We start from the raw sequence: 24,222 nt of genomic DNA on the forward strand, positions 1-24,222 counted from the left end.
CCCGAGGACGTCCCGATGCCCGCCCAGACCCGGCAGTGGCGGCCCGGCTACCCCCTCGACCTCGGCCGCACCCTCTTCCCGCTCCAGCGCGGCAGCGGCGACCCGGCCTTCCGCCGCACCCCCGACGGCGCGCTCTGGCGCACCTCCCGCACCCCGGACGGCCCCGGCACCCTGCGCATCCTCCAGCGCACCGGCGAGATCGACGCCACCGGCTGGGGGCCCGGCGGCGGCTGGCTGCTCGAACGGCTCCCCGCCCTGCTCGGCGCCGAGGACGACCCGGCCGGGCTCGCGCTCCCGCCCGGACCGCTGCGCGAGGCCCAACGCTCTTGCCCCGGGCTCCGGTTGACCCGCACCGGCCTGGTGATGGAGTCCCTCGTCCCGGCGATCCTGGAGCAGAAGGTCACCACCATGGAGGCCTACCGCGCCTGGCGCACCCTGCTGCACGACCACGGCACCCCGGCCCCCGGCCCCGCCGCCGACCTCGGCATGCGGACCGCCCCCTCGGCCCGCGACTGGACCCTCGTCCCCAGCTGGGCCTGGCACCGGGCCGGCGTCGACCCCAAGCGCTCCGCGACCGTGCTGCGCGCCGTCCGTCTCGCCGCCCGTCTCGAACAGGCCGCGGCGATGCCCCCCGCGGACGCCTTCGCCCGCCTCACCGCCGTCCCCGGCGTCGGCCCGTGGACCGCCGCCGAGACCCTGCAGCGCAGCAACGGCGACGCCGACGCGGTCTCCGTCGGCGACTTCCACCTCCCCAACACCGTCGGCTGGGCCCTGGCCGGCCGCCCCCGCAGCGACGACGCCCAGATGCTCGCCCTCCTGGAGCCCTACCGCCCGCACCGCCACCGCCTCTGCCGCCTCCTCCCCCTCACCGGAGCCCGCCCCCCGAAGTACGGCCCCCGCCTGGCCCCCAACGACCACCGCGGACGGTAGTGATCGGGGGCCCGGGGAACGGCGGGCCGGGGCGGCTGCCGGTCGGAGCCCGTCGAAAGGGCTGTGCCGCCGAGGGCCTTTCGCCGGCAGCGCTCCGACCTCACCGCACCGTCAAGAACGCCTCCGCGGACCGCTCCTGACGCCCCCGCGGCTCCTCCGCCGCCCGCCCCACCGCGACCGCCCCCATCGGGTCCCACCCCGCCGGAAGCCCGAGCACCTCCCGGACGGTGTCGCGGCAGAACATCGTCGACGACACCCACGCCGAGCCGTAGCCCTCGCCGGCCAGGGTGACCAGCAGGTTCTGCACGGCGGCCCCGACCGCCACCACGAACATCTCCCGCTCGGCCGCGGCCCGCCGCCCGTCGGGGTAGTCGTGGGAGCCGTCCATCACCAGGCACGGGACGACCAAGTACGGCGCGCCGCGCAGCACTTCGCCGCGGGTGGTGCGCCGGGCGATCCGCTCCTCGGTCCAGCCGTCGAGCTCCCGCAGGTCCCGCTGCCAGGCGCCGAGCATGGCGTCCAGCAGCGCGGTGCGGGCCTGCGCGGTCTCCAGCAGGACGAACCGCCAGGGCGTGGTGTGGTGCGGGGCGGGCGCGGTGACCGCGGCGGCCACGGCCCGCCGCACCGCGCCGCCGTCGACCGGCTCGTCGGTGAAGGCGCGCACCGTGCGCCGCAGGGTGACCGCCTCGCGGACGGCCTCCGAGGTGCCGAGGCGGAACATGTCCTGCCCGGCGGAGCGGACGAGCCGGCGCGCGCCCTCCCCGTCCTCCTCGGTGACCAGTCCGGCCAGGCCGCGGACGACCGCCACCGGGGTGCCGGTGGCCTTGCCCTTGACCAGGTCGGCGGCGGCGGCGAGTTCGTCGGCGGTGGCGGTGACGGTGAGCCGCAGCTCGTTGCCGTGGCTGTCGACCCGGCCGCGGTGGTCCTCCAGCACGGGCAGCCCGGCGGCGCCGATGGCGACGTCGGTGAGCCCGCTGCGCCAGGGCCGGCCGAAGGTGTCGGTGATCAGCACGGCCAGCCGCCGCCCGGTCAACTCCTGGAGCCGGGAGCGCAGTTGCCGGGCCGAGGCGTCGGGGTCGACCGGCAGCAGCAGGATCGTCCCGGGCGGGGTGTTGGAGGCGTCGACGCCAGCCGCGGCCATCACCAGGCCGTTGCGGTTCTCGACGATCCGGGACCGGCCGCGGCGGGCCACCACCCGGACGGTCTCGGCGTCGATCGCGGCCTCCCGGTCGTCGGCGCGCACCAGCCGCCCCTCGGCCTTGGAGACCACCTTGGAGGTGACCACCACGACGTCGCCGTCCGCGAAGTCGCCCGCCTTGGCGATCAGTTCGGCGAGGTCGTCGCCGGCCGCGACCTCCGGCAGCCCGCGCACCGGCAGGACGTGCAGCCCCGGGCTCCCGCTCACGCGGCGACCTCCGCGGCCAGCGCCAGCGCGGCGCGCGCCATCTCGGCGGTGGCCTCGACGGAGCTCATCAGCAGCGGGACGGCCCGGCAGGCGATCCCGGCGGTGGCCACCTCGTCGACCGCGGCGGCGTCGGCGGTGTCCACCAGCCAGCCGTCCAGCAGCCCGCCGTCGCGGCGCGCGCCGTAGTGCCGGGCGACGGCCGCCGCGGTGGTCTCCACGCCGACGGCGGCCAGCACCTTGTCGGCCATGCCGCGCACGGGGGCGCCGCCGACGATGGGGGAGAGGCCGACCACCGGGGCGCTCGCGGCGGCGACCGCCTCCCGGATGCCGGGCACGGCCAGGATGGTGCCGATCGAGACCACCGGGTTGGACGGCGGCAGCAGGACCAGGTCGGCCTCGGCGATCGCCTCCAGCACGCCGGGCGCGGGCTTCGCGTCCTCGGCGCCGACCGCGACGATCGCCTCGGCCTCGACGGCGGCGTGCAGCCGCACCCAGTACTCCTGGAAGTGCACCACCCGCGGCCCGTCCGCGTCGGTGATCCGGACGTGGGTCTCGACCCGGTCGTCGCTCATCGGCAGCAGCCGCACGCCGGGCTGCCAGCGGTCGCACAGCGCCTCGGTGACGGCGGACAGCGGGTACCCGGCGGCGAGCATCTGGGTGCGGACGATGTGGGTGGCGAAGTCCCGGTCGCCGAGCCCGAACCACTCGGGCCCGACGCCGTAGGCCTTCAGCTCCTCCTTGATCGACCAGGTCTCGTCGGCGCGGCCCCAGCCCTGCTCCTCGTGGATGCCGCCGCCGAGGGTGTACATCACGGTGTCCAGGTCGGGACAGACCTTCAGGCCGTGGAGGTGGATGTCGTCCCCGGTGTTCCCGACCACGGTGATCCGGTCCTCGGGGGTGAGAGCCGCCCGCAGTCCGCGCAGGAACCTGGCCCCGCCGATCCCGCCCGCCAACGCAGTGATTCGCATGGCTTCATCCTGCCAGCGCGTCAGTGCACCCGGTGACGCTCCGGGGCCGTGGCGGCGGCCGGGTACTGGTTCATCTCGACCAGGCCGGGCGTGTAGAGGTGGACGGAAACCGCGGGCTCCAGCGAGGCGTTGACCATCTCGTGCAGGTATCCCGGGGAGAGCACCCGCAGCCCGCCGGCGGCCAGGGCGCGCGAGCCCTCGCCGCCGGCCGTCAACGAGCGCTCGGAGAGTTCGCCCCGGACGACGGTCATCACGCCGGAGGAGCGGCCGTGGTCGTGGAAGCCGCTGGACTGGCCGGGCAGCCAGCTCAGCAGCCACACCTCGTAGCCGGGGCCGGTCTCCAGCCGGGCGTACCAGCGGGTCAGCGCGTCGTAGCGGACCAGCGGCTCCCAGCGGGCCCGGTCGGCGGCGATCTCCCGGACCAGCCGGGCGTAGCCGCCGAGCGTGGTGGGGTGCGCGGGCAGGTCGGTGCGGGCCAGGTGCGGGAAGGCCAGCGGGTCGCCCGCGATGGACAGGTCGCTCAGGCCGTCGGTCCAGCGGGGCGCGGCGGGGGCGGGCAGGCGCTTGCGGTCGCGGTTGCGCTTGCGGGGGCGGGGCATTCGCACGGTGACGTCCTCGGGTTCGGCTGCGGGTGTGGTTCAGCCGGGGCCGCGAGGACGTTCAGGGGGACTGTCGCGCGGTCGGCCTCTGTTCCGGGGCGGCGCGCGGTGGGACGCGGGCGCCTAGATACAGCGGAGACAGCGGCGACAACACGAGGAGTTCACGGCAGCGCCGAGGAGCGCCTGGCGGCGCCGGTCGGCGGAGGTGGCCGGGAACTCTGACATGCGGGCAAGCAGACCGCAACCGACCCTCCAGTGTCAAGGCGGTCTGACGGACATTCGGGTCACATCAGCCCTGAACCACCGGATGGGGTGATAAGCGCTCATTAAGGTTTCGAAGTGAAAAACCCCGGGAAGGGACGCCCTGAGATCGCCCCGGACCGTCCCGGTCGGGAGCGGCAGTGCGGCCTGATGGCTGGTCAGGAACCAGGCGTGATGTCCGGGTTGTCCGGATATGTACACTATTCGTAGTGGCTTGGTTCCGGGGAGTGAATCCTCGGCCCAATACCAGAGCTCGGCTTGACTGGGCCAGAGTGACGCAACTGTAATTTCTCTCGTGTCGTTCCGCCGCACCGGCAACGGCAACACCACGGGGACGCCAAGAGGGGCAGAGGAGGCGCGCCAGTATGAGCGAGCTCTTTGAGCTGTTGATCGGTGAGGGCATCGAGGAAGACGAAGAGGAACTCGGCTGGCAGGAGCGCGCGTTGTGCGCCCAGACCGACCCGGAGTCCTTCTTCCCCGAGAAGGGCGGATCCACCCGGGAGGCCAAGAAGGTCTGCCTGGCGTGCGAGGTCCGGGCCGAGTGCCTGGAGTACGCCCTCGCCAACGACGAGCGGTTCGGCATCTGGGGCGGCCTGTCCGAGCGCGAACGCCGCCGGCTCAAGAAGAGCGCGGTCTGAACCCCCGTCCGCACCAGGACCAGTAGCGGCGCCCCATCGCACCGGTGGGGCGCTTTCGCGTTCCCGGGCCGCCACGGCCGCGGGCCGCCGCGCCGGGTCCCCCCGCGGCCGCGGGCCGCCGCGCCGGGGGCCGCCACGGCCGTGCCCGCGCCGCCGGACCCGCTACCCGCTGCACCGTCTTTTCACACCCGCCGGGGACGATCGCGCCACCCGGAGCCGTTAGTGTGGTGCGTCATCTGCCGTCAAACCCGAACCGGTGGTCCGCGCACCCGATGACTGTCTACAGCCACCAGAGCGGCTTCTCCGCTGCCAGGCCGCCCGCCTACCCGCGCCACTTGGTCACCGCCGTGATCGTCTCGCACGACGGCGCCCGCTGGCTGCCGCAGGCGCTCGCCGGACTGCTCGGCCAGGACCGCCAGGTCCAGCGGATCCTCGCGGTGGACACCGGCTCCACCGACAACTCGCCCCAACTGCTCGCCGACACCCTCGGCGACTGGCTCCCCGACAGCGGCCCGCAGGTCCTCGGCCGCCGGGTCGGCTTCGGCCGCGCCGTCGGCGAGGCCGTCTTCAACAGCCCCCCGCTGCGCCCCGAGGACCTCTCCTACAGCCTCGACCCGTCCGGCTACGACCCGGTCACCGGCGGCTGGGACGACTTCGGCGACCCGCTCGGCGGCGAGGACGACTTCGGCCGCGGCGGACCGCGCGAGACCCAGCCGGTCGAATGGCTCTGGCTGCTGCACGACGACTGCGAACCGCAGACCGACGCCCTGCGCCGACTGCTCCAGGTCGCCGACTCCACCCCGACCGCCGCCGTGGTCGGCCCCAAGCTCCGCTCCTGGTACGACCGCAGGCAGCTGCTGGAGGTCGGCGTCACCATCGCCCGCTCCGGCCGCCGCTGGACCGGCCTCGACCGCCGCGAGCAGGACCAGGGCCAGCACGACCAGGTCCGCCCGGTGCTCGCCGTCTCCACCGCCGGCATGCTGGTGCGCCGCGACGTGTTCGAGGAACTCGGCGGCTTCGACAAGGCGTTGCCGCTGATGCGCGACGACACCGACTTCTGCTGGCGGGTCAACGCGGCCGGCCACCGGGTCGTGGTCGCCCCCGACGCGGTGCTCCGGCACGCCGAGGCCGCCAGCCGCGAACGCCGCAGCATCGACTGCGCCCCCGCCCACCCGCACCGGGTCGACAAGGCCGGCGCCGTCTACACCCTGCTCGCCAACTCCAAGGGCCTGCTCTTCCCGTACACCCTGCTCCGGCTGGTCATCGGCACCCTGCTCCGGGTGCTGGTCAACCTGGTCGGCAAGGACCCCCGGCAGGCCTACGACGAGATCGCCGGCCTCGGCCACGAACTGCTGCGCCTGCCCCGGCTGATGGCCGCCCGGGCCCGCCGCCGCAAGACCCGCTCGGTCGACTCGCTGGACGACCGCACGCTGTTCCCCGCCCCCGGCGCCACCGTCCGGCTGGCCGCCGAGAACGTCGTCTCCTCGCTCGGCATCGGCGGCACCGACGACACCGGCGGCCGGCACGGCTCGGTCGAGTCCGGCCCCGGCGACGATGACGCCGACGACCTGGTGGTCGAACAGTTCGCCCTGCTCAAGAAGTTGGTGCGGCGCCCGGCCCCGGTGCTGTTCGCCGGCCTGCTGCTGTTCGCGCTCGCGGCCTGCCGCAACCTGATCGGCTCCGGCTACCTCCAGGGCGGCGCCCTGCTGCCCGCCGCGGACGGCGCCGCCGGCCTGTGGGACGCGTACGCCGCGCCCTGGCACGCCGTCGGCACCGGCTCCACCGCCACCGCCCCGCCCTACCTCGCGGTGCTGGCGATCCTCTCCTGGGCGCTGTTCGACCACGCCGACCTCGCGCTCACCCTGCTCGTGGTGCTCTCCGTCCCGCTCGCCGCGGTCAGCGCCTACCTGGTCTCCCGCCCGCTGATCGCCTCCAAGGCCGTCCGCGCCTGGGCCAGCGCCACCTACGCGCTGCTGCCCGCCGCCACCGGCGCACTCGCCCAGGGCCGGATCGGCACCGCCGTGCTCGCCGTGCTGCTGCCCCCGCTGGCCCGCGCCGCCGCGATCACCGCCGGCCTCGGCATCCGCAAGGAGACCGCCGCCAAGGGCGCCCGCCCCGGCTGGCGGTCCGCCTGGATGACGGTGCTGATGCTCACCGTCTGCACCGCCTTCGTCCCGCTCACCTGGGCCATCGCCGTCCCGCTCTGCCTGGCCGCGCTGGCCCACGCGGTGCTCCGCGGCGGCGCGTTCGGCTCCGGCGTCCAGGCGGTGCGGCTGCTCGGCCTGCGCGTCCTGGTGATTCTCGGCGTGCCGGTCCTGGTGCTCGCGCCCTGGTCGCTCCAGGTGCTCTCGAACCCCTCCCGGCTGCTGCTGGAGGCCGGCGTCCCCGGCTTCAACGGCCCGGCCGCCGACCCGCTCGGCCTGGTCCTGGTCAACCCCGGCGGCGCCGGCACGCCCCCCGCCTGGCTCTCCGCCGGCGTGGTGCTGGCCGCCCTCGCCGCACTGCTGCGCGCCGACCGCCGCCGCGCCGTGCTGGCCGCCTGGGGCGCCGCCGCCGCCGGGCTGCTGTTCTCGGTCGCGGTGGCCGGCACCGCCGTCACCCCCGCCTCCGGCGGCCCCGAGACCGCCGCCTGGGCCGGCCCCGCCACCCTGCTGGCCGGCGTCGCGCTGCTGGCCGCCGCCGCGATCGGCGCCGACGGCGCCAACACCCGGGTCTCCGGCATCGCCTTCGGCTGGCGCCAGCCGGTCGCCGCGCTGGTGCTGGCCGCCGCCGTGCTCGCCCCGGTCGGCACCGCCGTCTGGTGGGCCCTCACCGGCGCCGACGGCCCGCTGCGGCGCGGCACCGACGCGCAGGTCCCGGCGTTCATCGCGGAGTCCGGCAACACCACCGACCGCTCCCGCACCCTGGTGGTCACCGGCGACGCCGACGGCGCCGCCGTCCGGTACGTGCTGGTGCGCGGGGCCGGCCTGACCACCGGCCAGGCCGAGGGCACCGTGGACGCCGCCGCCGACGGGCAGCTCTCCCCGCTCACCGCCAAGCTGCTGGCCGGCTCCGGCGGCGACCTGGCCCGCACCCTGGCCGGGTACGGCATCAGCTACGTCGAGGTGAAGGACCCGGTGATCGCCAAGGTCCGCGACGTCCTGGACACCACGCCCGGCATCGTCCGGCTCAGCCTCGACAACGGCACCGGCCTGTGGCAGATCACCAGCGTCCCCGGCACCCGGGCGCAGATCACCAGCCCCGGCACCGTCCCGCTGGTCGTCCCGGCCGGCCGGCACGACATCTGGACCACCGTCCCGGCCGGGCCGGCCGGCCGCCAGCTGCGGCTCGCCGAACAGGCCGACGGCGACTGGCAGGCCACCCTGAACGGCAAGGCCCTGACGGCCGTCACCGTCGACGGCTGGGCCCAGGGCTTCACCCTCCCCGCCGAGGGCGGCCGGCTCGACGTCACCCGCGCCGGCAGCGCCGTCCACACCGCCTGGTCCTGGGGCCGGCTCGCGCTCGGCGCGGTCGTGCTGGTCCTGGCCCTGCCCGGACGCCGCAACACCAACGACGACGACATCCCCGAGGACGTCGTCGCCGCCCAGGCACTGGCCGCCCAGGCCCAGGCCCAGGCGCCCGCCCCCGGCAGCCGCCGGGCCCGCCGGATGGCCGAACGCGGCGAGGGCGAGGACCCGCAGGCCGAACCCGGCGTCTACACCCCCGGCGTCCCCGCCCAGCAGACCGCCGAGCCCGACCCGGAGCCCTACCGGCCCGACCCCGAGCCGTTCGCCGACCCGTACCAGGCCGACCCCTACCAGGCGGACCCGTACCAGGCCGACCCGTACCAGCAGCAGGGCTACCAGTCCGACGGCTACGGCTACGACTACACCCAGCAGCAGCCGGTCGGCGCGCCCCCGCAGGGCGACGGCTACGACCCGTACGGCCAGCAGCCGGCCTACGGCTACGACACCCCGCCCGCCCAGGGCTGGACCGACCCGTACGCCGCCGGCTACCCGCAGCAGGACGGGCAGCAGCAGACCTGGCTGCCCGAACAGCAGCAGCCCACCACCTACTACGACCCCAACGACCCCTACGGCGGCGGCCAACCGCAGCAGCCCGGGACGGGGAGCTGACCCGCGATGAAGAAGCCCACCCTGAAGGCGCCCAAGCTCAAGGCCCCCGACCTGAGCGCCGTGGCCGGCGGCAGCCGCACCGGCCAGTCCCTGCTGGCCGGCGTGGCCGTGCTCGGCCTGGTGTTCGGCATCGCCGAGCTGCGCGCCCCGGCCGGCCCCGCCGCGGCCGCCGGCCAGCGCACCACCGCGCAGGTCGAGCGCTCCGCGCTGGTCTGCCCGCCGCCGATGCAGGGCGTCACCGGCTCCACCTCCCTCACCCTGTTCAGCCCCGAGGGCGGCACCGGCAGCACCGGCACCGGCCTGCTCGCCGACACCACCCCCGACAACGTGACCGCCGCGCAGAACCCCGCGCAGCCCGCCGCCGGGGCCTCGGCCGCCCCGTCCGGTCCGGCCCCGGCCCCGGCCGGGCAGCCCTCCGGCAGCCCGGGCGCCGCCGCCGTCCCCGCGGTGGACGCCCGGATCTCGCTGGCCAAGCCCGGCGTCCCGGCCACCGGCCCCGCCGCCAACACCGACACCGCCCCCGGCAGCTTCGCGGTCGCCACCGGCAACCTGGCCCCCGGCTTCACCGCCACCCAGGTCACCAACTCCGAGCAGAGCGGCCCCAGCCTGTCCGGCACCGACTGCCTCCCCTCCGGCACCAGCTTCTGGTTCTCCGGCGCGAGCACCGCCGCCAACCGGGTCGACTACGTCACCCTGGTCAACGCCGACAGCCTGCCCGCCGTCGTCGACCTGCGGATGTACGGCGACAAGGGCCAGATCGACAACGAGCTCGCCACCGGCATCGCCATCGCCCCCGGCAAGTACGAGACGATGAGCCTCAGCAGCCTCACCAAGGGCCCGGTCGACAACCTCGCCCTGCACGTGGTCACCCGCAGCGGCCGGATCGGCGCGGGCGTGCACGCCGTCGACACCGGCAAGGGCACCGACTGGCTCGAGCCCTCCGCCGACCCCGGCCCCTCCGTGGTCGTCCCGGGCATCCCCGACGACGTCACCACCGCCCACCTGGTGGTCGCCACCGACTCCGCCGACGACGCCGACCTCAAGGTCCAGCTCTCCGGCAAGAACGGCTGGTTCACGCCCGCGGGCCACGAGACCGTGCACGTCAAGGCGGGCATGACCGCCGCCCTCGACTTCCAGTTCACCGAGCAGACCCGGGAGGGCGCCAGCGCGATCCGGCTCACCCCCTCCAGCGAGGGCCACCCCACCCCGATCGTGGCCGGCCTGCGGGTCGACCGGGAGAACAAGGGCAAGACCGAGTCCGCCTGGCTGGCCGGCGGCAACCCGATCGGCGCCCGCGCCTCCGTCGCCGACAACCGGGCCGGCCAGACCAAGCTGATCCTCACCGCCGTCGACAGCGACGCCAAGGTCAAGGTCAGCAGCTCGGCCGGCGCCGCCGGCGGCACCCCCGCGAGCAAGGACGTCGACGTCCCGGCCGGCACCACCGTCACCGTCGACGGCATCGACCCCGCCGACGCCAACGGCCCCTACGCGCTCACCCTCCGGACCGTCAGCGGCGGCCCCGTGCTGGCCACCCGCCAGCTCAGCGCCGTCACCAAGGACGTCCCCACCTTCACCACCCAGCAGTTCCGCGACGACCACGCCACCGTCGAGGTCCCGCACGTCGCCGGCGACCCCGGCGTGGTCCTCACCGGCCGCTGAGCCGACTCCCGGTACGACCCCCGGCCGCGGCGCTACTCCTCGCCGTACCGGGGGTCGATCGCGTCCGGCGACAGCCCCAGCAGCTCGGCGACCTGCTCGATCAGGATCTCGTGCACCAGCGCCGCCCGGTCCTCCTTGGACTTGGCGCGGATCTCCACCGGCCGCCGGTAGACCAGGATCCGGCTGCGCCGCCCCGGCACGGCGCCGACCACCCGGCCGAGCGGGACGGCGTCCGGCTCGGGCTCGCCCTTGGCCGGCAGCGGGACCTCCAGCACGGCGAACTCCACGTCCTCCAGCTGGGGCCAGCGCCGCACCAGGCGCTCCATGGACTCCCGGACGTAGTCGTCGAAGAGCTCGGAGCGGGTCAGCGAGATGGGCACCTGCGGCGGGGCCAGCGGCCCGCGCATGCCGCGGCCGTGCCGGTCGCGGTGCTTGCGGCGGCCGGAACCGGGCGGGGACGGGGGTGTCGAGCTGTCCATAGCAGTGTCGAGCGTAGTCCCTGGATGCCCGGAAGTGGACCACTCCAGCACGGCGCGTAACGGCGAGCTGACACGCGAGCCGGGGGCGGGTCTTCGCGGGCCGGTCCGACTTGCGGTACCGTCCACCCTCGTGAGCTCTGTACGTCGTTGTTCGCGCACTGCGTGCGGCCGTCCGGCCGTGGCGACGCTGACGTACGTCTACGCGGACTCCACCGCGGTGCTCGGCCCGCTGGCGACCTACGCGGAACCGCACTGCTACGACCTGTGCGCCGAGCACGCCGAGCGCCTGACCGCCCCGCGCGGCTGGGACGTGGTCCGGCTGGCCGGCGACACCGGCCCGCTGCGGCGCAGCAGCGACGACCTGGAGGCGCTGGCCAACGCGGTGCGCGAGGCGGCCCGCCCGCAGGAGCGCACGCCGCGTCAGGGACCGCCCCCGGAGGGCGAGTCGGGCCGCCGCGGCCACCTGCGGGTGCTGCGCTCACCAGACAGCTGAGCGAGGGCACCGCCGGGCGGCCACCGGCGCCCGGTACGCTGCCCCTCTGCGGTCCGGACCGGCCTCCGCCGTCCCTCCGCAGCACGTCGCAGCACACACACGGGAGCATTCTGGTGCGGGACCTCAAGCAGCTTGTGAAGGCGTACGACGTCCGGGGCGTCGTGCCGGACCAGTGGGACGAGTCGCTGGCGTACGCCTTCGGTGCGGCCTTCGTCGAGGTGGTCGGCGGCAGCGCGGTGGTCGTCGGCCACGACATGCGCCCGTCCTCGCCCTCGCTGTCCCGCGCCTTCGCCGAGGGCGCCGCCTCCCGCGGCGCCGACGTGGTGGAGATCGGGCTGTGCTCGACCGACCAGCTGTACTACGCGAGCGGCAGCCTGGACCTGCCCGGCGCGATGTTCACCGCCTCGCACAACCCGGCCCAGTACAACGGCATCAAGCTGTGCCGCGCGGGCGCCGCTCCGGTCGGCCAGGACACCGGTCTGTCCGACATCCGCGAGCTGGTCGAGTCCTGGCTCGACGAGGACGGAAAGGTGCACGTCCCGGCCGCCGACGTCGCCGCCGTGGGCGCGCTGTCCGCCAAGGAGACCCTCGGCGGCTACGCCGACCACCTGCGCAAGCTGGTCGACCTGACCGCGATCCGCCCGCTCAAGGTCGCGGTGGACGCGGGCAACGGCATGGGCGGCCACACCGTGCCCACCGTGTTCGACGGCCTGCCGCTGGACGTCGTCCCGATGTACTTCGAGCTGGACGGCACCTTCCCCAACCACGAGGCCAACCCGCTGGACCCGGCCAACCTGGTCGACCTGCAGGCCAAGGTCCGCGAGGTGGGCGCCGACCTCGGCCTCGCCTTCGACGGCGACGCCGACCGCTGCTTCGTGATCGACGAGAACGGCGACCCGGTCTCCCCGTCCGCGATCACCGCCCTGGTCGCCGAGCGCGAGATCGCCCGCGCCCAGGCCGCCGGCGAGGCCAACCCGACGATCATCCACAACCTGATCACCTCCTGGACGGTCCCCGAGGTGGTCCGCGACCTCGGCGGCGTCCCGGTCCGCACCCGGGTCGGCCACTCCTTCATCAAGCAGGAGATGGCGAACACCGACGCGGTCTTCGGCGGCGAGCACTCCGCGCACTACTACTTCCGCGACTTCTGGCGCGCCGACACCGGCATGCTGGCCGCGCTGCACGTGCTGGCCGCGCTCGGCGGGCAGGACGGCCCGCTGTCCGCGCTGACCGCCAAGTACGAGCGGTACGCCGCCTCCGGCGAGATCAACTCCACCGTCGCCGACCAGGCCGCCGCCACCGAGAAGGTCCGCGCCGCCTACGCCGGCCTGGAGGGCGTCACCACCGACGAGCTCGACGGCCTCACCGTGGCCGGCCCGGACTGGTGGTTCAACCTGCGCGCCTCCAACACCGAGCCGCTGCTGCGCCTGAACGCCGAGGCCAAGGACCCGGCGAAGATGGCCGAACTGCGCGACGGCGTGCTGGCGATCGTCCGCGGCTGACCGCCCCGGAGTCAGCCCGCCGCTGACTTTTCGCGTGCCCCGGCCGGTAGGGTTGCCACCGGCCGGGGTACTGCTGTGTCACCGGCTTCCCGTACCGCCGTCTTCCCGAGCCCCGGAGTCCGACCGCCATGAGCCTGCCGTCCTTCCTGCTGGAGATCCTGGTCTGCCCGGAGTGCCGCTCCCCGCTCGACGAGGAGACCGAGGGCGAGGTGCACGAGCTGCGCTGCACCGGCGAGGGCTGCGGCCTGGTCTACCCGGTGCGCGACGGCATCCCGGTCCTGCTGGTGGACGAGGCCCGCCGCCCGTCCTGACCCCTGCCCCGCCAGTCGCTGGAGGCCAGCCGCCATGTTCGACGACTCCCTGCTGGACGACCAGGCCGCCGTGCAGCGCGCCGACCGCCGGCGCGAACTGCTGGCCCTGGCCGGAGCGGGCGCCCGGATCCGGATCGCGCTGCGCCGGGCCGACGCGGCCGGCGTCAACGCGCTGAACCCGGACGGGCGGCCGCGCGCGGTGCTGGTGGCCAGCCACGGCGCCGCGCTGACCGCGGCCGGCGCACTGGCCGCACTGGCCGTGCCCAGCTGCCAGGTCTGGCCGCTGCCGCCGTCCGACGCCCGCCCCGGCGGGTTCGCCTTCACCGACGGCGGGACGTGGCAACTGCCCGGCTGGGCCGGCCCGTTGGACCTGATCGTGGTGGCCAGCGAGAACGGCCGCGAGGGCGGCCTGATCAACCTGGCCGAGCAGGCGTACACCCGCGGCTGCGCGATCGCGGTGATCGCCCCTGAGGGCTCCGAACTGTTCGAGGCGGCGCTCCAGGTGCGCGCCCTGCCGCTGCCGTTCGAACCGAGCGCGGTGGAGCCGGAGGGCTCCGACGCCGAACCCGACCTCCCGGCCGAGGACCCGGCCGCGCTCTGGGCCTTCCTGGCCCCCCTGCTCACCCTGGCCGACCGGATCGGCGCCGCCCAGCTCGCCCCCGGCGCGCTGGAGGCCGCCGCCGACCGCCTCGACGAGGTCGCGGTGCGCTGCCGCCCCGACGCCCAGTCGTACGACAACCCGGCGAAGACGCTGGCCGCCCGGCTCGCCGAGACCGTCCCGCTGCTGTGGTCCGAGGGCGCCCCGGCCGCCGCCGCGGGGGAGCGGTTCGCCGCCGCGCTGGCCGACCGGGCCGGGCTGCCCGCGCTGGCCGCCCGCCTCCCGCAGGCGCTGACCGCGCACCGCGGCATGTTCGCCGGCCGGCTCGGCGGCGGGACGGACCCCGACGACTTCTTCCGCGACCGGGTCGACGAGCCGGTGCCGCTCCAGCTCCAGGTCCTGATGCTCCGTCACACCCCGGGCGTGGCCGAACTCGAGCAGCCCGGCTGGCCGGTGGCCCGGGCCCGCCGGCTGGCCGCCGCCCACGAGGTGCGGATCACCGAACACGCCTCCAGCCTGGAGGACCCGGTGCAGGCACTGGCCGAGCTGATCGGCCTGACCGACTTCGCAGCCGTGTACCTGGGCCTGGCCACCCGGGGCTGACACGGTATCGTCCCCTCGTCAACCAAGGCCCGGCAAAGCCCGGGCCCACGCGGAGGGACACGGGGTTGAGTACCGAAGGCGGCACCAAGGCACTGGTCGCGGCACTGTCCGCGAACCTGGGGATCGCGGTCAGCAAGTTCGTGGCGTTCGCGTTCTCGGGGTCGTCCTCGATGCTCGCCGAGGGCGTGCACTCGATCGCCGACTCCGGCAACCAGGTGCTGCTCCTGGTCGGCGGCAAGCGCTCGAAGCGCGCCGCCACCGAGGAGCACCCGTTCGGCTACGGCCGCGAGCGGTACGTGTACGGGTTCCTGGTCTCCATCGTGCTGTTCAGCATCGGCGGCATGTTCGCCATCTACGAGGGCTACGAGAAGATCGCCCACCCGCACGAGCTGGAGAACTGGTACTGGCCGGTCGGCGTGCTGGTCTTCGCCATCCTGCTGGAGGGCTACTCCTTCCTCACCGCCTACAAGGAGGCGTCGAAGGACAAGGGCAAGCACAACTGGGCCGCGTACATCCGCCGGGCCAAGGCCCCCGAGCTGCCGGTCGTGCTGCTCGAGGACACCGGCGCGCTGATCGGCCTGGTGCTGGCGCTGGGCGGCGTCGGCCTGACCGTCATCACCGGCGACGCGGTCTGGGACGGCATCGGCACCCTGTGCATCGGCGTGCTGCTGGTGGTCATCGCGCTGGTGCTGGCACTGGAGACCAAGTCGCTGCTGATCGGCGAGTCCGCCGACGCCGACGTGGTGACGAGGATCCGGGCGGCGCTGGTCGACCACGACACCGTCACCTCGGTGATCCACATGCGCACCCTGCACGTCGGCCCCGAGGAACTGCTGGTCGCCGCCAAGATCGGCGTCAACGCCGAGGACAGCGCCGCGGTGATCGCCGAGGCGATCGACCGGGCCGAGGTCCGGGTCCGCGAGGCGGTGCCGATCGCCCGCGCGATCTACCTGGAGCCCGACATCTACTCCGAGGAGAAGGCCCTGGCGGGCCCCGACGCCGACGCCACTCCGGGCGGACCGGGCCCGAACGCCCACTGAGCCGCGCCCGTTCGGTGTAGATTCGTCGGCAGTGCCAAACGTCGCTGCTGATGGCGGTCGATCGGAGCCCGGCTCCGGTCGAGGGAGAGAGGTCCTCCGACGGATTGTGCCGCAGCAGAGGGCCGCCCACCGCGCCCTCTGCCGCTCAGCACACCCGTAACCAGGCCCATCCCGCGAGGAGTTCGCATGTCGAACCAGCCCACCGGCGACTTCAAGGTCGCCGACCTCTCCCTGGCCCCGTTCGGCCGCAAGGAGATCCAGCTCGCCGAGCACGAGATGCCCGGCCTGATGTCGATCCGCGCCGAGTACGCCGCCTCCCAGCCGCTCGCGGGCGCCCGGATCACCGGCTCGCTGCACATGACCGTGCAGACCGCCGTCCTGATCGAGACCCTCACCGCCCTGGGCGCCGAGGTCCGCTGGTGCTCCTGCAACATCTTCTCCACCCAGGACCACGCCGCCGCCGCCATCGCGGTCGGCCCCGAGGGCACCCCCGAGGACCCGCAGGGCGTCCCGGTCTTCGCCTGGAAGGGCGAGACCCTGGAGGAGTACTGGTGGTGCACCGAGCAGGCGCTCACCTGGCCCGACGGCCAGACCCCCAACATGATCCTGGACGACGGCGGTGACGCCACCCTGCTGATCCACAAGGGCGTCGAGTTCGAGAAGGCCGGCGCCGCGCCGTCCCCCGACACCGCGGACAACGACGAGTTCCGGATCATCCTGGAGCTCCTCAACCGCACCCTGGTCGAGACCCCGCAGAAGTGGACCGAGGTCGCCGCCACCATCAAGGGCGTCACCGAGGAGACCACCACCGGCGTCCACCGCCTGTACGAGATGCACCGCGACGGCAAGCTGCTGTTCCCGGCCATCAACGTCAACGACGCCGTCACCAAGTCGAAGTTCGACAACAAGTACGGCTGCCGCCACTCCCTGATCGACGGCATCAACCGCGCCACCGACGTCCTGATCGGCGGCAAGGTCGCCGTCGTCTGCGGCTACGGCGACGTCGGCAAGGGCTGCGCCGAGTCGCTCCGCGGCCAGGGCGCCCGGGTCATCATCACCGAGATCGACCCGATCTGCGCCCTCCAGGCCGCCATGGACGGCTACCAGGTCACCACCCTCGAAGACGTGGTGGGGATCGCCGACATCTTCGTCACCACCACCGGCAACAAGGACATCATCCTGGCCTCCCACATGGAGCGGATGAAGCACCAGGCCATCGTCGGCAACATCGGCCACTTCGACAACGAGATCGACATGGCCGGCCTCGCCAAGCTCCCCGGCGTGGTCCGCACCGAGGTCAAGCCGCAGGTCCACGAGTGGCGCAAGGCCGACGGCAAGACCATCATCGTGCTCTCCGAGGGCCGCCTGCTCAACCTCGGCAACGCGACCGGCCACCCCTCGTTCGTGATGTCCAACTCCTTCGCGAACCAGACCATCGCGCAGATCGAGCTGTTCACCAAGACCGAGCAGTACCCGGTCGGCGTCTACGTCCTCCCCAAGCACCTGGACGAGAAGGTCGCCCGCCTCCACCTGGACGCCCTCGGCGTCAAGCTCACCACCCTCACCCAGGACCAGGCCGACTACATCGGCGTCCCGGTCGAGGGCCCGTACAAGGCCGAGCAGTACCGCTACTGAGCACGGCCCGGTGCCCCGGTACCCCCAGCGGGGAGTACCGGGGCACCGGCGCGTCCGGGGCCGCTACGGCAGCACGTCGACCGACCAGCCGGCGTCGTCCGTGCCGCGCGACACCACCCGGTCCAGCCAGACCGTCAGCGAGGCGTCCGCGTCCGACCCCGGCTGCACCTCCCGCACGCACCGGCGCACCCCGCCGCCGGACGAGCACGCCGCCTGGTCCGGCATCGGCGCCACGGACCCCGGCGGCACCGCCTCGCCGGTGGACTGCGAGTTCGGCGGGACGTACGCGTCCCCCCCGCCCGGCTCCGCCGACACCGTGACGTCGTGCGAACCGTGCTGCTGGAGGCCCACCTCGGCCCGCCACAGGTCCTGCCCGTTCACCGTCCGGCGCAGCGACGCCCGGGTGACCACGGTGTCGGCCGGCAGCGAGGACAGCGCGAGCGGCATCGCCGGCGCGTACCGGCCCACCACCACCCCCGCCGCGATCCGCAGCGGCACCGACTGCCGGTCCGCCTCCGCCAGGCCCGAACTGTCCAGCTGGTACCAGATCCCGTCCGCGCCGCGGAAGCGCAGCAGGTCCATCCTCGCCGCGAACGCCGGATCGCTCGACGACACCCAGTACGCCTCCTGCCCGTTCACCGGCGGCGCCGCGATCCGCTGCCCGTCCCCCGTGCCGATCAGCGGGTCCACGTCCGGCGTCACCCCCTCCGGGAACGCCGTCAGCACGAACTGGCCCCACCCGGCGCTCCCCGCCGCGCCCACCTCGGCGACCACGTCCGAACCGCCCGCCCCCGAGCGGTACTCCACCGCCGTCACCGAATCCGGCAGCCAGCCGAACCGGGCCGGCGCCGTCAGCACCGTCCGCCTCGTCACCGGCGGCGCCGAAATCCCCCCGGACGGCGACGCGCCCTGTCGGGAGACCCGGGGCCCCGCCGGATCCGCCCCGCCCCCCGGGCCCAGCACGGCGAACGACCCGGCCGACAGCACCACCGCCGCGGCCGCCGCGACCACCGTCCACCGCCGCCGGCGCAGCACCGCCCGGCCCTGCAGCGCCGCCAGCGCCGGATCCACCCGCGAGGGCGGCGCCGCCGCCTCCTCCACCGCCACGTACCGCGCCATCCGCACGGACAGCTCCTCGCCTTCTCCGCTCATGCCCCTGACCTCCCCGCCGGACGCAGCGTCGGCGAACGCCGCAGCGCCTCCAGCGCCCGCGAACTCTGGCTCTTCACGTTCCCGCTGGAACACCCCAGCTCGGCAGCGGTCTGCTCGACCGACAGATCGCAGTAGTAGCGCAGCACCACCGTCGCCCGCTGCCGCGGCGGCAGCGCCGCCAACGCCTCCCGCAGGTCGAGCGACACCGCCAGGTCCGGCCCCGCGGCCGCCGCCCCCTCCGGCGTCCGCGCCGCGGGCCTGGTCCGCCGCCACCACGCGGTGCGCTGCTCGGCCAGGAAGGTGTTCACCAGCACCGTCCGCGCGTAGCCGTCCCGGTTCTCCGCCCGGCCCGCCCGCCCCCAGTGGGTGTACAGCTTGGTGATGCTCTCCTGCACCAGGTCGTCCGCGCGGTGCCAGTCCGCGCACAGCAGGTACGCGACCTTTCGCAGCCAGACCGCCCTGGACGCCACGAACGCGGTGAACTCCTCGTCCCGCGTCAGCTCCGCCATCCCGGCAGCCCCTCCTTCCCCAAGACCGGCGGCGCGACCGCACCACCGCCCCCCTGATGCCGCCCGCCCCCGGGAAGGTTGCACCCGATTACGTAGGCTTCCCCCCATGCCGAACGGCCGCTACTCCCTCCACGACCCGCACGACGGAACCCCGCTCGGCGAGGAGCGCTTCCAGTGCGCCCCCGGCCCCGCCGGCTGGCGCTACGTCGCCAAGCGCTACCGCCCCGACGGCACCGTCCAGGGCACCACCGACCTCACCCTGGACGCCCGCCACCGCCCGATCCGGCTCGAACTCCGCTCCGGCGGCTGGCAGGTCCGCGGCGGCGCGCTCGAAGGCGTCCACTGGGTCCGCTCCGACGCCGCCGGCGGCGGAGAGGCCACCGAGGGGGAGGACCGGGCGCACGCCTTCACCGGCGACTCCCCGGCCTTCCTGGTCGCCACCGCCCGACTGCTCGCCCTCGACCCCGGCGCCGACGCCCGGATCCGCCTGGTCTCCTTCACCGGCGACGCCCTCGCCCCCCGCACCCTCGACCAGGGCTGGCAGTTCCACTCCGTCCAGGACCACCCCACCGACAGCGGCCCGCTCCCGGTCGAGCACTACCGGGTCACCGACCTCGACACCGGCGAGGTCCGCGACCTCCACCTCACCGGGGACGTCCTGCTCGGCGCCCCCGGCATCGAACTCGAAGAACTCGACTCCCCGCCCAACCCGCGCCGCTGAGCCGCGGGCCCCGTTCCTCCGGCCCGCCGAACCGCTCAGGCCGGCGGCGCGAACCCGCCCGCCGGACCGGACTCGACCGGCGCCGGGGGCACGGGCGACGCCGTGGACGCCGTCGGCTTCTCGAACGCCACCGGCTGCGCCGGAGCCTGCGGGTACCCGAGCTGCCGCACCGGCTGCCCCGGCCCCTGGCCCGGCACCTGCGGCGGCACCGGCACCGGCACCGGCACCGGAGCCTGCTGGAACGGCACCGCGCCGTACCCCGCCGGCACCCCGTACCCGGTCTGCGCCGCGTAGGCCGCCATCGCCGCGGCCGACGCCCGCTCCCACTCCCGGCGCTGCCGCTCCATCGACACTGCCCCCAGGTACACCAGCGACGGCAGCCCCGCCGGCACCGGCCACCCCGTCCGCTGCGCCAGGTCCGCGGCCAGCCGGTCGCCCAGCCCCGCCGCCACCGGCTGGTCCAACTCGTGCATCCGGCTCAGCACCTGGCGCGACGACAGCCACAGCCCGTCCGGCACCGCGGACAGGTCCAGCGCCACCAGGTCCGCGCCCAGCGCGTGCATCACCTGCGGCGGCACCGGCGGCACCGACCCCTGGTCCCGGGCGCTCTGCGGCAGCCGCTCCCGGACCACCATCGTCCCGCCGAAGATGTCACCGAGCCGGCGCCCCTTCACCGAGATCAGCGCGGACAGCACCGCGGGCAGCGCGAACAGCCCGAAGTCGATCACCCCGACCAGCCCCCGCACCAGCGCGTGCCGGAACCGGATCGGACCGCCGTCCATCCGCACCACCCGCAGCCCCAGCGCGACCTTCCCCAGCGACCGCCCGTGCGACAGCGTCTCGACCAGCACCGGCAGCAGCACCGTGCAGAACACGAACACCGAGATCTCGAACGCCATCACGGCGGCCATCTCCAGGTCGGAGAGCCCCAGCATCAGCCCCACGCTCAGGATGAAGTACGCCATCACGTACACCACCCAGTCCAGCAGCCGGGCCAGCGCCCGCGACGGCAGCTGCGCCGTCCGCAACCCCAGGACGACCGCCTCGCCGGTCACCAGCTCGCTCACGCCACCCACCCGCTCCACTCCGCGGCCCGCCGGCGACCCCACGTCGCACGGCCCGACCCCCTCGACCAACAGCGGCAAACATAAGGCCGGGCACCCTCCGCGGGTAACCCCGGTCCGACGCTTCCGGCATCCCCCGGCACACCGCCCGCCCGCTCTGGCAAGCTAAGCCCCGCAACCAGCCCGGCCGCACACCAACCAGTGCCCGCCGCCCGCCCCACCGCGCCCCCGGAGAGAGCAGCCATGGACCTGGACGTCTTCGTCGCCGCCCACCAGGCCGAGTGGCACCGGCTGGAGGTCCTCAGCAGCCGCCGACGGCTCACCGGTGAGGAGTCCGACGAGCTGATCGCCCTCTACCAGCGCGCCACCAGCCACCTCGCCCAGGTCCAGGCCGCCGCCCCGCACCCCGGCGTCGAGGGCCGGCTCACCACCCTGGTCGTCCGCGGCCGCAACGCCGTCGCCGGCGCCCGCGCCTCCTCCTGGCGCGACGCCGCCCACTACTTCACCGCCGGCTTCCCCGCGATCCTCTACCGCACCCGCCGCTGGTGGCTCACCGTCGGCGCGCTCTCCTTCCTCCTCAGCGCCGTGGTCGCCTGGTGGACGGGCACCCACCCCGAGATGATCAAGTCCCTGCTCTCACCCGAGCAGTACGAGCAACTCACCAAGCCCGGCGGCGAGTTCGAGGCCTACTACACCGAACACCCCTCGGCGAACTTCGCCGCCCAGGTGTGGACCAACAACGCCTGGGTCGCCGCCCAGTGCCTGATCTCGGCCGTCCTGCTCGGCATCCCGGTCCTGTACATCCTGCTGGTCAACGTCCTCAACCTCGGCAGCGGCATCGGCATCATGGCCTCCGCCGACCACCTCCAGCTCTTCCTCGGCCTGCTCATCCCGCACGGCCTGCTCGAGATCACCGCGATCTTCGTCGCCGGCGGCCTCAGCCTCCGCCTCGGCTGGACCGTCATCGACCCCGGCCCCCGCACCCGCACCGTCGCCCTCGCCGAAGAGGGCCGCGCGGTCATCGGCTCCGTCATCGGCCTCACCGCCGTCCTCATGGTCACCGGCTTCATCGAGGGCTTCGTCACCGGCTCCGCCCTCCCCAGCTGGCTCCGCATCGGCATCGGCCTCACCGTCGAAGCCCTCTTCCTCCTCTACGCCCTGGTCCTCGGCAAGCACGCCGCCACCGCCGGCGAGACCGGCGACGTCGAAGCCGCCGACCGCACCGAACACCAGCCGATGGTCGGCTGACCGCCCGCACCGCACTCCGCTCGGGGCCCTGGCAGCCCTCGGAGGTTTCTAGGGGCCCTTGCCGCTTCCGATGACGCGCCGCTTGCTGCGGCGCGGCGTGGTCATGGACGCCCCGCCAAACCTGGTAGCCTGATGATCAACCCGGCGGGACCATTGACGTGATTCCTATGGGCTAGTAGGTTTGAACGGTTGGGAGCGACTGGACATACAGTCCGCCCGAGCGTAGTGTCTACGACACCGCCGAAGCGAGGCAGCGCGTCCGAGAGGATGCTGGCCCGGTTCCGGCAAAACCCCGAAGCAGAGCAGTGCAGAGCTTTTGATAAGGTCTGCAGCGAAGTCGAAGGAATTCCCACTCCAGCGGGAATGGAAATCAGAGCGAAAAACCTCTGGTAAGCTGGAAACACGAAAGAACGAAGCGCCCGGAGGGTCCGCAGGAATGCGGTCCGAAGGAAGTGTCCGTTCCTTGAGAACTCAAACAGCGTGCCAAAAGTCAACGCCAGATATGTTGACATCCCCGGCCTCGACGTCTCGTCGGGGTTGGAGATTCCTTTTGAAGTAAAACACTAGCGAGGACGCAGTGCACGGGGCCGCCTTATTCCGGTGGCTGCTGTGCCGCTCTTTCGTGGAAGCATTCACGGAGAGTTTGATCCTGGCTCAGGACGAACGCTGGCGGCGTGCTTAACACATGCAAGTCGAACGGTGAAGCCCTTCGGGTGGATCAGTGGCGAACGGGTGAGTAACACGTGGGGAATCTGCCCTGAACTCTGGGACAAGCCTTGGAAACGAGGTCTAATACCGGATACGACCGTCTCCCGCATGGGGGCCGGTGGAAAGCTCCGGCGGTTCAGGATGATCCCGCGGCCTATCAGCTTGTTGGTGGGGTAACGGCCCACCAAGGCGACGACGGGTAGCCGGCCTGAGAGGGCGACCGGCCACACTGGGACTGAGACACGGCCCAGACTCCTACGGGAGGCAGCAGTGGGGAATATTGCACAATGGGCGAAAGCCTGATGCAGCGACGCCGCGTGAGGGATGACGGCCTTCGGGTTGTAAACCTCTTTCAGCAGGGAAGAAGCGCAAGTGACGGTACCTGCAGAAGAAGCACCGGCTAACTACGTGCCAGCAGCCGCGGTAATACGTAGGGTGCGAGCGTTGTCCGGAATTATTGGGCGTAAAGAGCTCGTAGGCGGCCTGTCGCGTCGGATGTGAAAGCCCGGGGCTCAACCCCGGGTCTGCATTCGATACGGGCAGGCTGGAGTGTGGTAGGGGAGATCGGAATTCCTGGTGTAGCGGTGAAATGCGCAGATATCAGGAGGAACACCGGTGGCGAAGGCGGATCTCTGGGCCATTACTGACGCTGAGGAGCGAAAGCGTGGGGAGCGAACAGGATTAGATACCCTGGTAGTCCACGCCGTAAACGTTGGGAACTAGGTGTTGGCGACATTCCACGTCGTCGGTGCCGCAGCTAACGCATTAAGTTCCCCGCCTGGGGAGTACGGCCGCAAGGCTAAAACTCAAAGGAATTGACGGGGGCCCGCACAAGCAGCGGAGCATGTGGCTTAATTCGACGCAACGCGAAGAACCTTACCAAGGCTTGACATACACCGGAAACTGGTAGAGATATCAGCCCCCTTGTGGTCGGTGTACAGGTGGTGCATGGTTGTCGTCAGCTCGTGTCGTGAGATGTTGGGTTAAGTCCCGCAACGAGCGCAACCCTTGTTCTGTGTTGCCAGCGAGTAATGTCGGGGACTCACAGGAGACTGCCGGGGTCAACTCGGAGGAAGGTGGGGACGACGTCAAATCATCATGCCCCTTATGTCTTGGGCTGCACACGTGCTACAATGGCCGGTACAAAGGGCTGCGATGCCGCGAGGCGGAGCGAATCCCAAAAAGCCGGTCTCAGTTCGGATTGGGGTCTGCAACTCGACCCATGAAGTTGGAGTTGCTAGTAATCGCAGATCAGCATGCTGCGGTGAATACGTTCCCGGGCCTTGTACACACCGCCCGTCACGTCACGAAAGTCGGTAACACCCGAAGCCGGTGGCCTAACCCGTAAGGGGAGGAGCCGTCGAAGGTGGGACCAGCGATTGGGACGAAGTCGTAACAAGGTAGCCGTACCGGAAGGTGCGGCTGGATCACCTCCTTTCTAAGGAGCACACGGCAGCTTCGGGCGAATGTCCCGGAGTGCTAGCTCATGGGTGGAACGTTGACTATTCGGCACAGGAAGCGAACAGGTCGCCAGTACTGCCCCCTCGGGGCGTGGAAAGCGGTTCTCTGGGAGTGACTGTGCCG

General features: G+C 73.2%; 19 protein-coding genes and 1 rRNA gene. 13 read left to right on the top strand and 7 right to left on the bottom strand.

The genetic code is table 11. From position 1 onward, the window contains the following. Window positions 1–15: 15 nt before the first annotated feature. Window positions 16–930, top strand: a complete 915-nt coding sequence (locus tag EDD39_RS39470) for a DNA-3-methyladenine glycosylase family protein (protein ID WP_162869994.1) — start codon at window positions 16–18, stop codon at window positions 928–930. 100 nt (window positions 931–1,030) lie between these two features. On the opposite strand, the gene EDD39_RS11295 is transcribed toward EDD39_RS39470, so the two are convergent. From EDD39_RS11295 to EDD39_RS11305, 3 genes are read right to left on the bottom strand one after another with little or no spacing between them, the layout of a single operon-like run. After that, on the bottom strand, window positions 1,031–2,335 hold the full coding sequence (locus EDD39_RS11295; protein ID WP_123555292.1) for a coenzyme F420-0:L-glutamate ligase: 1,305 nt from the start codon (window positions 2,333–2,335) through the stop codon (window positions 1,031–1,033). Beyond that, complete coding sequence (gene cofD / locus EDD39_RS11300) at window positions 2,332–3,303, bottom strand: 2-phospho-L-lactate transferase (protein ID WP_123555294.1); 972 nt, start codon at window positions 3,301–3,303, stop codon at window positions 2,332–2,334. The genes EDD39_RS11295 and cofD overlap by 4 nt, the downstream gene beginning before the upstream one ends. A 20-nt stretch (window positions 3,304–3,323) precedes the next feature. After that, entirely contained in the window at window positions 3,324–3,902 is a 579-nt protein-coding gene (locus tag EDD39_RS11305; RefSeq protein ID WP_123555296.1) for a cysteine dioxygenase, read from the bottom strand. Window positions 3,903–4,528: 626 nt separating this feature from the next. On the opposite strand from EDD39_RS11305, the gene EDD39_RS11315 reads away from it, so the two are divergent. From EDD39_RS11315 to EDD39_RS11325, 3 genes are all read left to right on the top strand, one after another. Beyond that, window positions 4,529–4,801, top strand: coding sequence for a WhiB family transcriptional regulator (locus EDD39_RS11315; protein ID WP_014136066.1), 273 nt, complete (start codon window positions 4,529–4,531; stop codon window positions 4,799–4,801). Window positions 4,802–5,073: 272 nt separating this feature from the next. Then, window positions 5,074–8,916 (top strand): glycosyltransferase, encoded by a 3,843-nt coding sequence (locus tag EDD39_RS11320; RefSeq protein WP_123555300.1) that lies wholly within the window; start codon window positions 5,074–5,076, stop codon window positions 8,914–8,916. 6 nt (window positions 8,917–8,922) lie between these two features. After that, window positions 8,923–10,575 (top strand): DUF5719 family protein, encoded by a 1,653-nt coding sequence (locus tag EDD39_RS11325; protein ID WP_123555302.1) that lies wholly within the window; start codon window positions 8,923–8,925, stop codon window positions 10,573–10,575. A 32-nt stretch (window positions 10,576–10,607) separates the two neighbouring features. Here EDD39_RS11325 and EDD39_RS11330 read toward each other — a convergent pair whose 3' ends face one another. Continuing rightward, a complete protein-coding gene (locus tag EDD39_RS11330) occupies window positions 10,608–11,054 on the bottom strand; it encodes a metallopeptidase family protein (RefSeq protein ID WP_123555304.1) in 447 nt (148 codons plus the stop codon). A 67-nt stretch (window positions 11,055–11,121) separates the two neighbouring features. Here EDD39_RS11330 and EDD39_RS11335 point away from each other — a divergent pair, with 67 nt between their 5' ends. The 6 genes from EDD39_RS11335 (at window position 11,122) to ahcY (ending at window position 17,236) form a co-directional block, all read left to right on the top strand. Further along, the gene (locus EDD39_RS11335) at window positions 11,122–11,547 is read left to right on the top strand and encodes a DUF3499 domain-containing protein (protein ID WP_123560334.1); all 426 of its coding nucleotides are present in this window, start codon (window positions 11,122–11,124) and stop codon (window positions 11,545–11,547) included. 110 nt (window positions 11,548–11,657) lie between these two features. Continuing rightward, window positions 11,658–13,049, top strand: a complete 1,392-nt coding sequence (locus EDD39_RS11340; RefSeq protein WP_123560336.1) for a phosphomannomutase/phosphoglucomutase — start codon at window positions 11,658–11,660, stop codon at window positions 13,047–13,049. 128 nt (window positions 13,050–13,177) lie between these two features. Further along, the gene (locus EDD39_RS11345; RefSeq protein ID WP_030461914.1) at window positions 13,178–13,360 is read left to right on the top strand and encodes a Trm112 family protein; all 183 of its coding nucleotides are present in this window, start codon (window positions 13,178–13,180) and stop codon (window positions 13,358–13,360) included. A 34-nt stretch (window positions 13,361–13,394) separates the two neighbouring features. Beyond that, on the top strand, window positions 13,395–14,561 hold the full coding sequence (locus tag EDD39_RS11350; RefSeq protein WP_123555306.1) for an SIS domain-containing protein: 1,167 nt from the start codon (window positions 13,395–13,397) through the stop codon (window positions 14,559–14,561). A gap of 65 nt (window positions 14,562–14,626) precedes the next feature. After that, the gene (locus EDD39_RS11355; protein WP_123555308.1) at window positions 14,627–15,601 is read left to right on the top strand and encodes a cation diffusion facilitator family transporter; all 975 of its coding nucleotides are present in this window, start codon (window positions 14,627–14,629) and stop codon (window positions 15,599–15,601) included. Window positions 15,602–15,787: 186 nt separating this feature from the next. Continuing rightward, the gene (ahcY, locus tag EDD39_RS11360; protein ID WP_123555310.1) at window positions 15,788–17,236 is read left to right on the top strand and encodes an adenosylhomocysteinase; all 1,449 of its coding nucleotides are present in this window, start codon (window positions 15,788–15,790) and stop codon (window positions 17,234–17,236) included. Window positions 17,237–17,299: 63 nt separating this feature from the next. On the opposite strand, the gene EDD39_RS40290 is transcribed toward ahcY, so the two are convergent. Both EDD39_RS40290 and EDD39_RS11370 read right to left on the bottom strand, forming a co-directional pair. Beyond that, window positions 17,300–18,388, bottom strand: coding sequence for a hypothetical protein (locus EDD39_RS40290; protein ID WP_208765481.1), 1,089 nt, complete (start codon window positions 18,386–18,388; stop codon window positions 17,300–17,302). Continuing rightward, window positions 18,385–18,897, bottom strand: coding sequence for a SigE family RNA polymerase sigma factor (locus EDD39_RS11370; RefSeq protein WP_123555314.1), 513 nt, complete (start codon window positions 18,895–18,897; stop codon window positions 18,385–18,387). The genes EDD39_RS40290 and EDD39_RS11370 overlap by 4 nt, the downstream gene beginning before the upstream one ends. Window positions 18,898–19,003: 106 nt before the next feature. On the opposite strand from EDD39_RS11370, the gene EDD39_RS11375 reads away from it, so the two are divergent. Continuing rightward, on the top strand, window positions 19,004–19,618 hold the full coding sequence (locus EDD39_RS11375; protein WP_123555316.1) for a hypothetical protein: 615 nt from the start codon (window positions 19,004–19,006) through the stop codon (window positions 19,616–19,618). 35 nt (window positions 19,619–19,653) lie between these two features. Here EDD39_RS11375 and EDD39_RS11380 read toward each other — a convergent pair whose 3' ends face one another. Next, window positions 19,654–20,685 carry an RDD family protein gene (locus tag EDD39_RS11380; protein WP_123555318.1) on the bottom strand — a complete coding sequence of 344 codons (1,032 nt, stop codon included), beginning with the start codon at window positions 20,683–20,685 and terminating at the stop codon, window positions 19,654–19,656. Between the two features lie 240 nt (window positions 20,686–20,925). Between EDD39_RS11380 and EDD39_RS11385 the strand changes: the two genes are divergently transcribed. Next, a complete protein-coding gene (locus EDD39_RS11385; RefSeq protein WP_123555320.1) occupies window positions 20,926–21,930 on the top strand; it encodes a stage II sporulation protein M in 1,005 nt (334 codons plus the stop codon). A gap of 631 nt (window positions 21,931–22,561) precedes the next feature. After that, window positions 22,562–24,076, top strand: a 16S ribosomal RNA gene (locus tag EDD39_RS11390). Window positions 24,077–24,222: the final 146 nt, after the last annotated feature.

It is taken from the genome of Kitasatospora cineracea (assembly GCF_003751605.1).
Lineage (GTDB): Bacteria > Actinomycetota > Actinomycetes > Streptomycetales > Streptomycetaceae > Kitasatospora > Kitasatospora cineracea.

Excerpts from the sequence above, each read along its gene's own strand:
- EDD39_RS39470 (WP_162869994.1), top strand. The coding sequence starts at position 16 with ATGCCCGCCCAGACCCGGCAGTGGCGGCCCGGCTACCCCCTCGACCTC.
- cofD (WP_123555294.1), bottom strand. The coding sequence starts at position 3,303 with ATGCGAATCACTGCGTTGGCGGGCGGGATCGGCGGGGCCAGGTTCCTG.
- EDD39_RS11305 (WP_123555296.1), bottom strand. The coding sequence starts at position 3,902 with ATGCCCCGCCCCCGCAAGCGCAACCGCGACCGCAAGCGCCTGCCCGCC.
- EDD39_RS11315 (WP_014136066.1), top strand. The coding sequence starts at position 4,529 with ATGAGCGAGCTCTTTGAGCTGTTGATCGGTGAGGGCATCGAGGAAGAC.
- EDD39_RS11320 (WP_123555300.1), top strand. The coding sequence starts at position 5,074 with ATGACTGTCTACAGCCACCAGAGCGGCTTCTCCGCTGCCAGGCCGCCC.
- EDD39_RS11325 (WP_123555302.1), top strand. The coding sequence starts at position 8,923 with ATGAAGAAGCCCACCCTGAAGGCGCCCAAGCTCAAGGCCCCCGACCTG.
- EDD39_RS11330 (WP_123555304.1), bottom strand. The coding sequence starts at position 11,054 with ATGGACAGCTCGACACCCCCGTCCCCGCCCGGTTCCGGCCGCCGCAAG.
- EDD39_RS11345 (WP_030461914.1), top strand. The coding sequence starts at position 13,178 with ATGAGCCTGCCGTCCTTCCTGCTGGAGATCCTGGTCTGCCCGGAGTGC.
- EDD39_RS11350 (WP_123555306.1), top strand. The coding sequence starts at position 13,395 with ATGTTCGACGACTCCCTGCTGGACGACCAGGCCGCCGTGCAGCGCGCC.
- ahcY (WP_123555310.1), top strand. The coding sequence starts at position 15,788 with ATGTCGAACCAGCCCACCGGCGACTTCAAGGTCGCCGACCTCTCCCTG.
- EDD39_RS40290 (WP_208765481.1), bottom strand. The coding sequence starts at position 18,388 with ATGAGCGGAGAAGGCGAGGAGCTGTCCGTGCGGATGGCGCGGTACGTG.
- EDD39_RS11370 (WP_123555314.1), bottom strand. The coding sequence starts at position 18,897 with ATGGCGGAGCTGACGCGGGACGAGGAGTTCACCGCGTTCGTGGCGTCC.
- EDD39_RS11375 (WP_123555316.1), top strand. The coding sequence starts at position 19,004 with ATGCCGAACGGCCGCTACTCCCTCCACGACCCGCACGACGGAACCCCG.
- EDD39_RS11385 (WP_123555320.1), top strand. The coding sequence starts at position 20,926 with ATGGACCTGGACGTCTTCGTCGCCGCCCACCAGGCCGAGTGGCACCGG.